The organism is Agrobacterium tumefaciens, assembly GCF_017726655.1.
GTDB lineage: Bacteria > Pseudomonadota > Alphaproteobacteria > Rhizobiales > Rhizobiaceae > Agrobacterium > Agrobacterium tumefaciens_B.
The window spans coordinates 193,024-208,316 of the sequence record NZ_CP072309.1; the positions used below are offsets into that span (position 1 = coordinate 193,024).

A 15,293-nucleotide genomic window follows, 5' to 3' on the forward strand; every position below is an offset into this window, starting at 1 on the left:
CTGCTGAATGATCACGTATGGAGCGAGCGGACCCCACTTGTTCTTCTCCCCGCCGGGGAGAAGTCCGCGGCAGCGGGATGAGGGGGCGACGGTAGCGATAGGCCGAGAGCTAGCCCTTTCATCCGGCCCTTCGGCCCACCTTCTCCCCGGCGCGGAGAAGAAATACGCCGCTCGATACACGATTATTCCAAGACCCATTGTAATGCGGAACCTGCTCAATGTCCGAAACGGCACCACTTCTGGAAGCACGCGCCATCGGCAAATCCTTTCTAGGGATCACGGCGCTTGATGGCGTTGATTTTACGCTTGGACGCGGCGAAATCCATGCCCTCCTCGGCGAAAACGGCGCAGGCAAATCGACGCTGATCAAAATTCTGACGGGCGTCTACAGCCGCGGCAGCGGATCCGTCTTTCTGGAAGGCAGCGAAATCTCGCCCGCGAATGTGGGTGAAGCGCAGGCGCTTGGCATCGGCACCGTCTACCAGGAGGTCAACCTTCTCGAAAACCTTACCGTTGCGGAGAACCTCTACCTTGGCCGCCAGCCGCGGCGCTTCGGGCTGATCGACCGCAGCACGATGCAAAAGAATTCAAAGGCGCTGCTTGCCCAGTATGGGCTCTCCATCGACGTCAACGCCCTGCTTTCCAGCTATTCCGTCGCTATCCGCCAAATCATAGCCATTGCGCGTGCCGTCGATCTTTCCGGCAAGGTGCTGGTTCTCGACGAGCCAACGGCCAGCCTGGACGCCCATGAAGTTGAGATGCTTTTCGGGGTTCTGAAGAAGCTGCGCGCCCGGGGCATCGGCATCGTCATCATCACTCACTTTCTCAATCAGGTCTACGATATTGCCGATCGCGTGACGGTGCTGCGCAATGGTCGTCTCGTTGGCACCCGCGACATCGGCAATCTGCCGAGGCCGGAACTCATTTCCATGATGCTCGGCCGAGAGCTTCAGCACATCACCCACGAACATCAGGCAACCGACGACACGGTCGTTGAAGGCGAGCCACCGATCCGCTTCGAAGGTTATGGAAAACGCGGCAGTATCGCCCCCTTCGATCTCGGCATCCGCCCCGGCGAGATCGTGGGCATCGCCGGTCTCCTTGGTTCTGGCCGAACAGAAACTGCCTTCCTGCTGTTTGGCATAGACCGTCCCGACACCGGCGTTGCGACGATCGACGGCAAGCAGGCGGCCATCTCGTCGCCGGAGGCGGCAATCTCTGCGGGCTTCGGCTTCTGTCCCGAAGAGCGCAAGACGGATGGGATTATCGGCGACTTCTCCGTTACCGATAATATCGCGCTGGCGCTTCAGGCGAGACAAGGCTGGGCGCGCCCTCTTTCGCGACGGCAGAAGGCGGAGCTTGCCCAAAACTTCATTAGGTCGCTGGATATCCGTCCTGCGGATCCGGACCGGCCGATCAAGTTCCTTTCAGGCGGCAACCAGCAGAAGGCAATTCTTGCCCGTTGGCTCGCTACGCAGCCGCGACTTCTGATCCTCGATGAGCCCACACGCGGTATCGATATCGGCGCGCATGCGGAAATTCTTAAAATGATCGAAAAACTCTGCACCGAGGGCATGTCGCTCGTCGTCATCTCTTCCGAGCTGGAAGAGCTGACGGCCGTTGCGCACCGGGTTATCGTCCTCTCCGACCGCCGCCACGTCAACGAATTGAAGGGCAGCGAGGTGACCGCGGATAACATCATGCGCGCCATTGCCGATGCAGCGAAAACGGAGGCGGCATGATGGTGGCTTTGACACGACGTCTCAAAAGACTTGCGCCGCAACTTGCAGCGCTGTTCATCATTCTGGGCGCGATAACAATCATTTCGCCCGGCTTTCTGAATGTTTCGCTGCAGAACGGTCGGCTTTACGGAAGCCTGGTCGACATTCTCGTGCGTGCCGCTCCCGTGGCGCTTTTGACCATAGGCATGACGCTGGTCATCGCCACCAAGGGTATTGATCTTTCCATCGGCGCTGTCATCGCCATCTGTGGTGCGGTCGCGGCCACGCTTATCAGCAATGGTTATTCCATTCCCTCGGTCATCGCCATCTCGCTCGCGGTTGGCATCGTCTGTGGCGTTTGGAACGGGGTGCTGGTCGCTCTTTTGGACATCCAGCCGATTATTGCCACGCTGATCCTCATGGTGGCGGGGCGCGGCATTGCCCAGCTCATAACCGAAGGCGTCATTCTCACCTTCAATAATGACAGCTTCGCCGCCATCGGCTCAGGCTCATTTGCGGGGATCCCCCTGCCGGTCATCATCTGGGTGACGGCGGCGCTGGTTATCGGTCTTCTCGTGCGCAAAAGCGCGCTCGGCTTCCTGATCGAAGCAACCGGCATCAACCGTCGCGCCGCGGCATTGGCCGGGGTGCGGGCACGCTTCCTATTGTTTTTCGTCTATGCCGTTTCCGGCCTCTGCGCCGCCATAGCCGGTATGATCGTGACCGCCGATATTCGCGGTGCGGATGCCAACAATGCCGGGCTGTGGTTGGAGCTTGATGCGATCCTGGCGGTCGTGATCGGCGGGACATCGCTGAATGGCGGCCGCTTCTCCATCACCGCATCGCTGATCGGGGCATTGATCATCCAGACAATCAATACCGGTATTCTCGTCTCGGGCTTTCCGCCGGAATTCAATCTCATCATCAAGGCAGGCATCATCATGGTGGTGCTGACGCTGCAATCGCCGGCGATCATGGCCCTGCTCGGTTTCGTGAAGGCGCCCAAGCCACAGGCCAAACCGGCTGCTACGAACGGCATCACCAAGGAAGGAACCGTGCGATGATCCATAGCCGCAATCTGCCGTTCCTCACCACACTGACGATCTTCGTGGTCGCCTATCTGCTATGCGTGCTGCAATATCCAGCGATCTTCTCGACGCGGGTGATCGGCAATCTTCTGACGGACAACGCTTTCCTCGGCATCGCCGCTGTCGGCATGACATTCGTCATCCTGTCGGGTGGCATCGACCTTTCGATCGGTTCGGTCATCGCATTCACCAGCGTTTTCGTGGCGGTCATGGTGGGCACCTATAATCTCCACCCCCTGCTGGCCTTCGCGATCGTGCTCGCTATCTCGACGCTGTTCGGATGCCTGATGGGGGCGATGATCCGCTTCCTGTCGATCCCGCCTTTCGTGGTGACGCTCGCGGGCATGTTTTTGGCACGCGGCGCAGCTTACCTCATTTCCACCCAGTCAGTGCCAATCTCGCACCCCGTCATTGACGCGATACAGGGCTTCTATTTCCGCTTTCCGGGCGGCGGCAGGCTGACGGCGCTCGCCATGCTGATGCTTGTCGTCTTCGCGGCCGGCATGTTGATCGCCAGCCGCACCCGGTTTGGCGCCAATGTCTATGCGCTCGGCGGCAATCAGCAGTCGGCAGAACTGATGGGCGTCCCGATCGGGGCGACGACTATCGGCATCTATGCGCTCTCGGGTTTCCTTTCGGGTCTCGCCGGCATCGTTTACACGCTTTACACGTCGTCGGGTTATTCGCTGGCGACGGTGGGCGTGGAGCTGGACGCCATCGCAGCCGTCGTCATCGGCGGCACGCTCTTGACGGGTGGCACAGGGTTGGTGGCGGGAACCTTTGTCGGCCTGCTGATCCAGGGGCTGATCCAGACCTACATCGTTTTTGACGGGACGCTGTCCTCCTGGTGGACGAAAATCGTCATCGGCGTGCTGCTTTTTGTCTTCATCGTGTTGCAGCGCGCAATCATCTGGTATTCAAACAGGAGAATGGCCGGACCGCATCCGGCATAACGCAAACGGAGGCTTTATTGGGGCTGCTCGAAACGACGATTAGCGGACGAAAACGCCGGAATAGCCACGCCCATGTGGTTTCCGAACTCGGCAGCGCCATCGTCTCGGGCCGGATTGCGGAAGGCTCCCTGCTCCCCAATGATGCCGAACTCTCGCTGCGTTTCGGTGTCTCGCGCACCGTGCTGCGGGAGACCATGAAGACGCTGGCAGCCAAGCGGCTGGTTGAGCCCAAGGCCAAGGTGGGCACGCGGGTTCTTGATCGCTCCAGCTGGAATTTCTTCGATCCTGACGTGCTGGGGTGGCGGTGCGAGGCCGGTATTGATCAGGAATTCGTGACCCATCTGGCGGAAATCCGCCTCGCGCTGGAGCCGGCTGCCGCCGCGGCTGCAGCCCTGCAGGCCTCCAACGACGATATCGTCTCCCTCTACGTCATCGCCGCGAAATTCGACAATCCGAAACATACGCCGGAAAGTATCGCGAAGGTCGATCTCGAATTCCACCTTGCCGTGGCGCATATGTCCGGCAATCCCTTCATGCGCTCGGCAAGCGGCCTGATTGAAGCTGCGCTGGCCATTTCGTTCCAGCTGTCGTCACCGGCCGCTTCAACCGGCACCATCGCCGAAATTGCTTCCAACCATCTGCGCATCGTGCATGCAATTGCGGCGCGGGACGCCGATGCCGCGGTGAAGGCCATGCGTCACGTTATCGAGGTGGGCAAGGACAGGACACAGAACGCGATCAAACCGATCTAGAGCTTCCGCCCTCGCGAGTGGAAGGTGGTACGCCAAGGGTGACATCCCGGCGTTTTCATGCTAGGAATTTTATATTCCTTAACTTTGCGTCCACATCTGGAAACAAGCATGAATGATGCCCTCACCGAAATGTTGCGTGGCCTGCGGCTTGACGGGGTGGAATATGGCCGGTGCCGCATGGCTACCCCATGGGCGACGGCCTTTCCCGAGCAGGAAGCCGCACGGTTTCATTTTATCGGTGTTGGCCAGGCGAAGTTGCGCAAACCGTCCGGCGAGTGGCTGACGCTCACATGCGGCGACGCGGTGCTTCTTCCCCGAGGCCACGCGCATGTTCTTGGCAGCGGCGAGACCGTGACACCTTCTCCTTTTGATAACTTCGGCAAGAAGGAAGTCTGTCAGGGTGTCTTCGACCTGCAATGTGCCAGTGCCGGCGGGGATACGATTGCCTTTACCGCCTCGATGCGTTTCAACATGGACAATCTGCATCCCCTGCTCCAGATGATGCCAGATGTGATGTTGACCAGCGACCTCGCCAAGAGCGATCCAGCCATTCCACACCTGCTGGAAGCCATGACGCGCGAGGTGGAGTTGAACCGCGTCGGTGCGGGCGGCATTCTGGCAAGGCTTGCCGACGTGCTGACGGCAACGTTGATCCGCACATGGGTGGAACATGGCTGCGGCGATTCGAGCGGCTGGCTTGCTGCCGTGCGCAATCCGGAACTCGGACGGGTGCTGGCGGCCATCCACCTCAACCCCGAAAAAGACTGGAACGTCGAGGAACTTGCGTCTCTGATGGGCGCATCCCGTTCCAGCTTTGCTGAACGTTTCACACGTATCGTCGGTGAAAGCCCCGCCCGCTATGTCGTGCGCGTACGCATGCATCAGGCACGCCTGTGGCTGCGCGAGGGAATGCGTGTGACAGTGGCGGCGGAAAAGCTCGGTTATGACTCCGAAGCTTCGTTCAGCCGCGCGTTCAAACGTGTGATCGGCGCGCCGCCCAGCCAGTTCCGCAGGAAAGACGCGGTGGCGCTGGAGGATGCCGCCGCCTGAACGGCTCAATGAAAATCGCGGGATTTCACGCGGATTTCCTCTCTTTCATATTCTTCCAGATCCGGCGAAGGACGCTTCTTGAGATCGCGCCTGTCCAGATGGGATATGCCGCGATGAAACTCGTCGCCACGCCCATGGGGCAGCGGAAAAGCATGATTTCGCTCCCCGACGCTCGCCAGTTCTCCCGAAAGATCGGTCAGCCGGTGGGCGACCAGATGCACAACCTCGCCTTCGCGCTGAATCTTGCCGTAAATGCCGACCATGCTGCCCGTTAACACCACGCGGCGGTACTTTTCGAAGGTTTTCACCCATAGCACCGCATTGGCAATGCCCGTCTCGTCCTCCAGCGTCATAAAGATCACGCCCTTTGCCGAACCGGGACGCTGGCGCACCAGCACCAGGCCCGCTGTTTCCAGCCACGCGCCATCCCTTGATCGATAGGCTTCAGCGCAGGTGACGATGCGACGGCTCGAAAGATCACGACGCAGGAATGTCATGGGATGCTCCCGAAGGGTCAGCCCCACATGGCCATAATCCTGCACGACCTCGCCGCCATCAGTCATGGCGCGAAGCGCCACGGAAGGCTCCTGAAGCTCTTCGATAACGGCGTTTTCCCTAATGGCGGCAGCGGCAAAAAGCGGCAGAGGCTCATCCCGCAAGGCCTTGATCGCCCAGAGTGCTTCGCGTCTGGCAAGGCGAAGCGACGGCAAAAAGCCATCGGCTTCGGCAAGGCACACGAGGGCAGCGACCGGAACACCTGCCCGTCGCCACAGATCATCCACGGAGGCAAAAGGCCGATCCTGCCGCGCCGCGACGATTTTTGCGGCGTGATCATTGGCCAGACCCTTCACAAGACGCATGCCAAGCCGCACGGCATAACGTTCTTTGCCCTCCGCATTCATCTCGCCTGTCGGCTCAAGTGTGCAGTCAAACCGGCTTTCATTGACACAGACCGGGCGAACCTCCACCCCATGATCGCGCGCATCGCGCACGATCTGCGCCGGGGCGTAAAAGCCCATGGGCTGCGAATTCAAAAGCGAGGCACAGAAAATATCCGGATGATGGCACTTCAGCCATGCGGAGGCATAGGCAATCAGCGCGAAGGACGCCGCGTGGCTTTCCGGGAAACCATAACTGCCGAACCCTTCGAGCTGTTTGAAGATGCGTTCGGCGAAGTCCTTGTCATAGCCGCGTCCGACCATGCCATCGATCAAATCCTGCTGGAACTTGGAGATGGTGCCGACATTCTTGAAAGTCGCCATGGCACGGCGCAACTGGTCCGCCTTGCCCGGCGAAAAACCGGCGCATTCGATAGCAACACGCATCGCCTGCTCCTGAAACAGCGGTACGCCCAGCGTCTTGCCCAGAACGCGTCGCAATTCCTCCTTGGGGTAATGGACCGGCTCCTTTCCCTGTCTTCGACGGAGATAGGGATGAACCATATCGCCCTGAATGGGACCGGGACGAACGATAGCCACCTGGATAACGAGATCATAAAATTCTTTCGGCTGTAGGCGAGGCAGCATGGACATCTGCGCCCGGCTTTCAATCTGAAAGGTGCCAAGCGTATCGGCCTTCTGGATCATTGCGAACGTCGCGAGGTCCTTGGCTGGCATTGACGTGAGGTCGTATTTCTTGCCTGTCCGCTCCTCCAGCATGTTGAAGCCGCGCTTCATGCAGGAAAGCATGCCGAGCGCCAGGCAATCCATCTTCATGAATTTGACGATATCGATATCGTCCTTGTCCCACTCGATGATCTGTCGATCATCCATGGCGGCAGGTTCAATCGGCACCAATTCATCGAGCCTATCGTGCGTGAGAACGAAGCCGCCGGGATGCTGGCTATGATGTCGCGGCGTGCCGACGAGCTGGTTGGCAAGCTCGAAGGCGAGTTGCAGGCGGCGGTCCTCCATATTGAGGTTCAACTCTTTCACCTGCTTTTCGCCAACGCCCTCGCTCCAGCGCCAAACCTGCGATGAAAGCAGTTTCGTCAGGTCTTCGGGCAGGCCCAGAACCTTGCCGACATCCCGCAACGCCCCTCGCCCACGGTAGCGTGTCACGACTGAACAGAGTGCTGCCTTATCCCGCCCATAGGTATCATAGACCCACTGGATGACTTCCTCACGCCGCTGATGCTCGAAATCCACGTCGATATCAGGCGGTTCCCGGCGCTCTTCGGACACGAAACGCTCAAAAAGAAGATCGACTTTCAAAGGATCAATCGATGTAATCCCGAGCACGAAGCAGACGACGGAATTGGCTGCGGATCCTCGTCCCTGACATAAAATATCCAGCTTGCGGGCATGCTGCACGATTGCGTTGACCGTCAGAAAATAGGGGGCGTATTCCAGCCTGCCGATAAGACCGAGCTCATGACACAGCGCCTTCTCCACCTTCTCCGGCAAACCATCCGGGTAACGGGTCGGCACCGCTTCCCAGACCATCTTCTCCAGCGCCTGCTGCGCCGTCAGCCCGGGCAGACTGCGCTCCTCGGGATATTGATAGACCAACTCCTCCAGCGAGAACTTGCAGCGTTTGGCAATTTCGAGGCTGCGAGCCAGCGCCTCGGGGTAACGGGCAAACAGCCGGTGCATTTCCTGCGGCGGCTTCATGTAGCGGTCGGCATGGCGCTCACGCCGGAAACCCGCCTCGTCGATGGTGCAATTGTGCCGGATACAGGTGACGACGTCCTGCAACATACGCCGCTCGGGCACATGGAACAGCACATCATTGGTCACCACAGTCGGCACGCCAGCGGCCTGCGCCATATCAGACAATTCGAAAAGCCGCATCTGGTCGTTGGGGCGTCTTCGAAGACTGAGCGCCATATAGGCCCGGTCGGCAAAGGCGGCCTTCAGTCGCCGCAAACGAAGAGCGCAGAGATCGTCGGCCAGATCGGCCAACAGAACGACGATCTGGCCTTCGCCATAGGTGACCAGATCATCCCATGCCAGTCGGCATTTGCCCTTGCCGCCCCTTTTCTTGCCCACGGAAAGAAGCCGGCAGAGCCGCCCATAGGCCGCACGATCCATGGGATAGACGAGAACCGAAAGATCGTCGTCCAGATCGAGCCGGCAGCCGATCACGAGCCGGATATTGTGATTATTGGCGGCCTCATAGGCACGGGGAATAGCGGCAAGGCTGTTTCGATCAACAATGCCCAGCGCCTCGATGCCGAGGGTTTTTGCCTGTTCGAAAAGCTCGTCGCAGGAGCTTGCGCCACGCAGAAAGGAAAAATGCGTGGTGACCTGCAACTCGGCATAACGCGGCGCACTCATGCGAAAAACCCATGAATAAACCAGCCCTGCGAACCCGTCTCGGCATGCTCGCCGTCACCGGAGCGGAAAATCCAGAAGCGTTCGCCGCTTTGGTTTTCGACCGTGAAATAATCGCGAACGGCGGCCTTTTCCCGGTCGCGTTTCCACCATTCACCAAACACCCGCTCGGGTCCATCGGCGCGCCGCACGAGATGGCGCACGCCCTTCCAGATGAAATAGCGCGGCGGATGGTCTGGCAGAAGCGCCATGGTTTCGACGGGTTCAGGCCTTGCCAGCAGCCGCACGGGACGTGGCCAATGACCGGGCCAGCCAAGCTGGTCCTCGGGGGATAGGGCCGCAACTGAAGTAACGGACCGTTCCGGCACATCGCTTGCCACCGCTGCATAGCGATAAACGCGATGGCCGCGGTTGAGGATCACATCCACAGTGCCAGCGATGTCGGCACGCTCCTCGTCCAGCAAGGAAGAACGGGCCTGGGCGGCGAGAAGCGGTTCCGCATGGGTGGCGGTCAGCACCATCATCTCGATGCCGAAACCGGGATCGATCGTGTCGATGCGGTCGGTCAGAAGCCGAACCAGCTGTTTGACGTCGCGCACCGGTCTTGATGTGCCCGCTCTTATGGCCTGCAGACCGCTATCGACCCTGTGCAACACCAGATCGACCCGGCGCGCGCCAAGGCCACGTTTTTCCAGCGCGACACAAAGGCCGGTAACCAGCTTCTGGGTATAGCGGGCTATCGTCTCCGCCGCCGCGATCGGTTCGGGAAAGGCGCGGCGTACTTCCACCAGATCGGCCACACGCACCGGTTCGATGGGTTCGCCGATCTCCCCGAAAGCCTGCGACAGACGACGGACGACCTCCGGGCCGAAACGCAGGGTGAGCGGTGCGCGCGGGGCTTCGGCAAGATCGCCGATGGTGCGAAAGCCGAGCACCTTCAACCCGGAAACGACACGGTCTTCCAGCCTCAGCGCGGCCAATGGCAGAGCACTGATCGCCGCCCGCTGCCCGTCTGGCGGCACGATGCTGATTTCCTCTCGGCTGAAACGTGCAAGCGCATGAGCGGCCCCCCAGCTATCGGCAATGGCCGCGCGGGCGGCAAAGCCTGCGGCATGCAGACGGTTGACCATGCCGCTCAACATCAGCGTCTCATTGCCGTGCAGATGGTCCGCACCCGCCGTGTCCAGCACCAGCCCATCAGGCGCATCGGCGGCGACGATAGGGGCATAAATGCGCAGGAAATGAAATGCGAGCTGTTGAAGCGCACGGGCATCTCCCGCCGCATCCAGATCTTCCACAAGAAGACCCGGCACCAGCGCCTGCGCCTTGCTGACCGGTGTGCCTGCACGGATGCCTGCCGCCTTTGCGGCCTGGTCGAGTGCCAGCACCAGCCGGCGGCTGCCCTGGCGACCGATCATGACCAGCGGCTTTTCAGCCGGCGGCGCGTTCTGTCCCAAAAGACGCCGGAAACGATCCGTCGGCCATGTCGGCAGGTAGAGCGAGACGACCCTTTGCATCACAGGCTTCCACTTCAAATTCGGCGCTTTCGCCGCCGCGACATCGCAAGAGTTCAAGAATCCAGCGCGGCCTGCCCACACCCGGCACCGGCAAGGGCGTAGAAGGCCGCACGGAGATACGCCAGCGGGTGACGGCCGCTGTCGGTTCACCAAACAGCTTTGCATCGTCCGCACGCCGGAAACGACGGATGGCAAGGCCGGTCACGCCTGATGTTTCCGCCGCCAGTTGCAGTCGCCGGGAAGCATTCATCGGCAGTTTCGCCATTTCACCCATCACCACGCCGAAACCGTTGCAGCGCAGCCCTTCTTCGAAACAGTCGAGCACGCCTTTTTCATCACGACATTCAACGATGATGAGCCGGTTCTGCGACAGGCCCACCTGCGTCAGACCCGGCATGAACAGATCCCGACGGGTGACGCACCATAAAACCTTGCCGGAAAGCCTTGCCGCCACACCAGCCGCAAAGAGCGCGGCGGCCGCACCATCGGCAGCGCCATTGCCGGCGCCGCTCAGCTCATGCAGGCAACCAAGCTTGAGCCCGCCTCCCGGCAGGTGATGGTCGATGGCATCCACGCCGAAAGGCAAGGTCTCGTGCAGGCGCTGAGCGCCGTTACCGATCCTTTCCAGCCTTTCACGCAGCTCTTCGACAACGAGCAACTGATCCGCGCGCTTCTGCATGGCATGACAGGTTTCAACTTGGGTTATTCATCTTATTGTTCATGTTTTGTTCCTATTTCAGCAAAGAGTCAAGCAATAGGCTGACGCTCATCAACAGTTTACATGGGAGGACGGGATTCTGCCCTTGCAGCCCTTCGTCCCACCGTTAAAACGGAAGTGTCCGCTCGCCCCGTGTTTACCCCGACAACGGCAACGGACATCATGGTTTGGAGGAACCACCGATGATCGCCAGCATCTTGATTGCCGTGGTTGCGGCCATCCATATCTACATCGTCATTCTGGAAATGCTGCTGTGGGAGAAGCCAGCCGGCCGAAAAGCCTTCGGTCTCTCGGCAGATTTCGCCCGGCAGACAAAGGTGCTTGCCGCCAATCAGGGACTTTATAACGGCTTTCTCGCAGCCGGGCTGATCTATGGGCTCACACAGGGCGATGAAGGGTTGAGCTTCAAGCTCTTCTTCCTAATCTGTGTGCTGGTGGCCGGTATTTTTGGCGCGATCACTGCCAATATGAAGATCCTGTTCATCCAGGCATTGCCGGCATTGTTTGCCCTTGGCTTCCTCTGGCTTGGAGCATGAACCGATGACCGCCTGGAACGACACCTCCGCAAGGGACGCACTCAACCGCATCTTCATGGCCGCCGTCGCCAGCGCCGATCCGGCAAAGGTATTGCAACACCACCTGCCCTCCCCGCCCAAAGGCCGTTGCGTGGTGGTTGGCGCGGGCAAGGCCTCCGCCGCCATGGCCGCAGCGCTTGAAGCGGCATGGCCAGATGTCGACCTTTCAGGTGTGGTGGTGACACGTTACGGCCATGCCGTGCCGACTGCGCGTATCGAGATCATCGAAGCCTCGCATCCGGTGCCGGACGACAGGAGCGCCGAAGCGGCAAAACGCATTCTCGCCGCCGTTAAAGGGTTGACTGCAGACGACATGGTCATTGCACTGATTTCCGGCGGTGGTTCGGCGCTGATGGTCGCACCCGCCCAGGGAATGACGCTTGCAGACAAGATGGCGGTCAACCGCGCGTTACTCGCCAGCGGCGCGACGATTTCCGAAATGAACGCCGTGCGCAAGCACCTCTCGCGTATCAAGGGCGGGCGGCTGGCACTAGCTGCCAGACCGGCAAAGGTTGTTTCTCTGCTGATTTCCGATGTGCCTGGTGATGACCCCTCGGAAATCGCCTCCGGTCCGACGGTTGCCGATCCGAGCGATATCGAAACCGTGCGGGAAATCGTCGCGCGCTATGCCCTCGATCTCCCCGAAACCGTGCGTCAGGTGCTGGAAAAAGGTGAGGAAACCCCGAAGGCCGGCGATATCGACGAGGATATCCGGCTCATCGCGGCTCCCTCGCTCGCCCTGCAGGCGGCAGCGGACGAGGCGGTGATGCTAGGGCTAACGCCTCTTATCCTCGGGGATTCGCTGGAGGGCGAGTCGAAAGATGTCGGTGCGGTCATGGCCGGTATTGCGGTTTCCGCCAGCGGCAAGGGCCTGCCGATCAAAGGCCCGGCCGTCCTGCTTTCCGGTGGCGAAACCACAGTCACGCTGAACAGGGGAGTTGGCGGCAAAGGGTCGGCCGGTAAGGGCGGCCGCAACACGGAATTCCTTCTGAGCCTTGCGCTGACCCTCAAGGGAGCCCAGGGCATCTGGGCTATTGCTGGCGATAGCGATGGCATCGATGGCGTCGAAGATGCTGCGGGGGCCGTGATTACACCGGATACCTTAAAGCGCATGCGCGAGGCGGGGGTCGATCCGCGCCAGTCGCTGGTGAGCCATGACAGCTATACAGCCTTCAAGGCGACCGATGATCTCGTCGTAACGGGTCCAACGCTCACCAATGTGAATGATATCAGGGCGATCTTGATCGCGTAGGCTTGATAGCAACCACCGTGTGACGGCGTTTTTGATGCGGCCTGTTCCGATAGGCAACAGGCCGCAAAAGGTCTTCAGTATTAGAGCTTTACCCAGCCGCCATTGTTCTTGCCGGACTCGATGCAGGCCGTGACGAAAGCGACGCCTTTGACCCCGTCATCCACGGTCGGATAAATCACCGCCTTGTCCAGCGCCGATCCGTCGCGGCGTGCCTCGATGGCATGGGCCGCTTCAGTATAGATGGTGGCGAAGGCTTCGAGATAACCTTCCGGGTGGCCCGATGGAATGCGGGTGACGCGCGCCGCCGCAGCCCCTGCGCCTGCGCCGCCGCGGGTGATCAACTGCTTGGGCTCGCCAAGCTTCGTGAACCAGAGATAGTTCGGGTCGGCCTGCGTCCATTCAAGGCCGGCCTTGTCACCATACACACGAACTTTCAGCCCGTTTTCGTGACCGACCGCAACCTGGCTGCACCAGAGCAGCCCCTTCGCCGCCTGCTTGCCGTCCTTCGCCTTGAAGCGCAGCATCACATGCGCGTTGTCGTCCAGCCGGCGGCCTTCAACGAAGGTGTGTACATCGGCTGCCAATTCGTCGACTTCCAGACCGGAAATGAAGCAGCCGAGATTATAGGCGTGGGTGCCGATATCGCCTGTGGAACCGCCTGCACCCGATTGTGCCGGGTCGGTGCGCCAGACCGCCTGTTTGGCACCCGTCTGCTCAATGGGCTCCGCCAGCCAGTCCTGCGGATATTCCATCTGTACCAGACGGATATTGCCAAGGGCACCTGACTCCACCAGCTCGCGCGCATGCCGCACCATGGGGTAGCCGGTATAGTTATGCGTCAGGATGAACAGCGCATCCGCCTTGTCGGCCACGTCCTTCAGCTTCTTCGCGTCTTCCAGATTGGAGGTCAGCGGCTTGTCGCAGATCACATGGATGCCGCGCTCGAGAAAGGCCTTTGCCGCCGGGTAGTGGACGTGGTTCGGGGTGACGATAGCCACCGCCTCGATGCCATCCTCTCGCAGCGCTTCCTTTTCGGCCATTTCTTCGAACGAACCGTAGCAACGCTCGGGGTCGAGCCCCAGTTCGCGGCCGGAAGCGAGGGATTTTTCCGGCGTCGATGACAGGGCCCCGGCCACGAGATCGAAGCGATTGTCGAGCCGGGCAGCCATGCGATGAACGCCGCCGATAAAGGCGCCCGAACCACCGCCCACCATGCCAAGACGAATCCGCTTGTTCGCCGCGTCGGTTGTCTTTCCTTCAATAGCCATAATGTTTCCCCTGCAATGCTTTCAAAGCCCAAGCATACGGCGGTTTGCCGCATCGTCGGTGCCGCTGGATGCGAAGTCGTCAAAGGCCTTTTCCGTGACGCGGATGATATGCGCCTTGACGAATTCCGCCCCTTCGCGGGCGCCGTCTTCAGGATGTTTCAGTGCGCATTCCCACTCAACCACAGCCCAGCCATCGAAGTCATTGGCAGCCATTTTCGAGAAAACCGCGCCAAAATCCACCTGCCCATCGCCTAGCGAACGGAAGCGGCCGGCGCGCTCCACCCAGCCCTGATAACCGCCGTAGACGCCCTGCCGTCCGGTTGGGTTGAACTCCGCATCCTTGACGTGGAACATCTTGATACGATCTTTGTAGATATCGATATTGTCGAGATAATCCAGGCATTGGAGCACATAATGCGAGGGATCGTAGAGCATGTTGGCGCGGGGATGGTTCTTGACCCGCTCCAGGAACATCTCGAAGGTTATGCCATCATGCAGATCTTCACCCGGGTGGATTTCATAGCAGACATCCACACCCTGCTCATCGGCATAATCGAGGATCGGCGTCCAGCGTTTTGCCAGTTCATCAAAAGCGGTTTCCACCAGCCCTGCCGGGCGCTGCGGCCAAGGATAGATGAAAGGCCAGGCGAGTGCGCCGGAGAATGTTGCATGTGCCTTGATGCCGAGATTCTTCGACGCTTTCAGCGCCAGCTTCACCTGCTCGACCGCCCATTGCTGGCGCGCTTTCGGATTACCGCGCACTTCCGGCGCGGCAAAACCGTCAAATGCCTCATCGTAAGCGGGGTGAACGGCGACGAGTTGCCCTTGCAAGTGGGTGGAAAGCTCCGTGACCTCCACGCCGTTCTGGCGCGCGATACCGGCAAACTCGTCGCAATAATCTTTTGATTCCGCCGCTTTTTTGAGATCGATCAGCTGGCCTGCCCAGCTTGGCACCTGCACACCGGCATAGCCTTTTTCCGCTGCCCATTTGGTAATGCCGTCCCAGCTGTTGAAGGGCGCTGCATCACCGGCAAACTGACCGAGAAAAAGACCCGGTCCCTTGATCGTTCTCATAAAAATCTCCTCCTGCATCGATACAGTTGCGCGGTAACCCGCTCTTTCTC

The 15,293-nt window shown here is 60.1% G+C and carries 12 protein-coding genes; 7 read left to right on the forward strand and 5 right to left on the reverse strand.

Annotation, left to right across the window (positions count from 1 at the left end; all coding sequences use genetic code 11):
- Nucleotides 1-218: 218 nt before the first annotated feature.
- From AT6N2_RS15055 to AT6N2_RS15075, 5 genes are all read left to right on the forward strand, one after another.
- Nucleotides 219-1,742, forward strand: coding sequence for a sugar ABC transporter ATP-binding protein (locus AT6N2_RS15055; RefSeq protein WP_209090017.1), 1,524 nt, complete (start codon nt 219-221; stop codon nt 1,740-1,742).
- Nucleotides 1,742-2,785 (forward strand): ABC transporter permease, encoded by a 1,044-nt coding sequence (locus AT6N2_RS15060; protein ID WP_209091870.1) that lies wholly within the window; start codon nt 1,742-1,744, stop codon nt 2,783-2,785. Before AT6N2_RS15055 ends, AT6N2_RS15060 begins: the two co-directional genes overlap by 1 nt.
- Nucleotides 2,782-3,762, forward strand: coding sequence for a galactofuranose ABC transporter, permease protein YjfF (yjfF, locus tag AT6N2_RS15065; protein ID WP_209090019.1), 981 nt, complete (start codon nt 2,782-2,784; stop codon nt 3,760-3,762). Before AT6N2_RS15060 ends, yjfF begins: the two co-directional genes overlap by 4 nt.
- Nucleotides 3,763-3,779: 17 nt before the next feature.
- Nucleotides 3,780-4,514, forward strand: a complete 735-nt coding sequence (locus AT6N2_RS15070) for a FadR/GntR family transcriptional regulator (RefSeq protein WP_063949973.1) — start codon at nt 3,780-3,782, stop codon at nt 4,512-4,514.
- A 108-nt stretch (nt 4,515-4,622) separates the two neighbouring features.
- On the forward strand, nt 4,623-5,564 hold the full coding sequence (locus AT6N2_RS15075) for an AraC family transcriptional regulator (RefSeq protein WP_144577836.1): 942 nt from the start codon (nt 4,623-4,625) through the stop codon (nt 5,562-5,564).
- Between the two features lie 5 nt (nt 5,565-5,569).
- Here AT6N2_RS15075 and AT6N2_RS15080 read toward each other — a convergent pair whose 3' ends face one another.
- Genes AT6N2_RS15080 through AT6N2_RS15090 form a run of 3 tightly spaced genes read right to left on the reverse strand, consistent with a single transcriptional unit; the run spans nt 5,570 to nt 11,035 of the window.
- Nucleotides 5,570-8,842, reverse strand: coding sequence for an error-prone DNA polymerase (locus AT6N2_RS15080; protein ID WP_209090020.1), 3,273 nt, complete (start codon nt 8,840-8,842; stop codon nt 5,570-5,572).
- The gene (locus tag AT6N2_RS15085) at nt 8,839-10,356 is read right to left on the reverse strand and encodes a Y-family DNA polymerase (RefSeq protein WP_209090021.1); all 1,518 of its coding nucleotides are present in this window, start codon (nt 10,354-10,356) and stop codon (nt 8,839-8,841) included. Before AT6N2_RS15085 ends, AT6N2_RS15080 begins: the two co-directional genes overlap by 4 nt.
- Nucleotides 10,271-11,035 carry an ImuA family protein gene (locus AT6N2_RS15090; RefSeq protein ID WP_209090023.1) on the reverse strand — a complete coding sequence of 255 codons (765 nt, stop codon included), beginning with the start codon at nt 11,033-11,035 and terminating at the stop codon, nt 10,271-10,273. Before AT6N2_RS15090 ends, AT6N2_RS15085 begins: the two co-directional genes overlap by 86 nt.
- 221 nt (nt 11,036-11,256) lie before the next feature.
- Between AT6N2_RS15090 and AT6N2_RS15095 the strand changes: the two genes are divergently transcribed.
- Both AT6N2_RS15095 and AT6N2_RS15100 read left to right on the forward strand, forming a co-directional pair.
- Nucleotides 11,257-11,610, forward strand: a complete 354-nt coding sequence (locus AT6N2_RS15095) for a DUF1304 domain-containing protein (protein ID WP_144577830.1) — start codon at nt 11,257-11,259, stop codon at nt 11,608-11,610.
- A 4-nt stretch (nt 11,611-11,614) separates the two neighbouring features.
- Entirely contained in the window at nt 11,615-12,901 is a 1,287-nt protein-coding gene (locus AT6N2_RS15100) for a glycerate kinase type-2 family protein (RefSeq protein WP_209090024.1), read from the forward strand.
- Between the two features lie 80 nt (nt 12,902-12,981).
- Here AT6N2_RS15100 and AT6N2_RS15105 read toward each other — a convergent pair whose 3' ends face one another.
- Both AT6N2_RS15105 and AT6N2_RS15110 read right to left on the reverse strand, forming a co-directional pair.
- Complete coding sequence (locus tag AT6N2_RS15105; protein ID WP_144577826.1) at nt 12,982-14,169, reverse strand: Gfo/Idh/MocA family protein; 1,188 nt, start codon at nt 14,167-14,169, stop codon at nt 12,982-12,984.
- Between the two features lie 21 nt (nt 14,170-14,190).
- Nucleotides 14,191-15,243 (reverse strand): sugar phosphate isomerase/epimerase family protein, encoded by a 1,053-nt coding sequence (locus AT6N2_RS15110; protein WP_063950163.1) that lies wholly within the window; start codon nt 15,241-15,243, stop codon nt 14,191-14,193.
- Between the last annotated feature and the right edge of the window lie 50 nt (nt 15,244-15,293).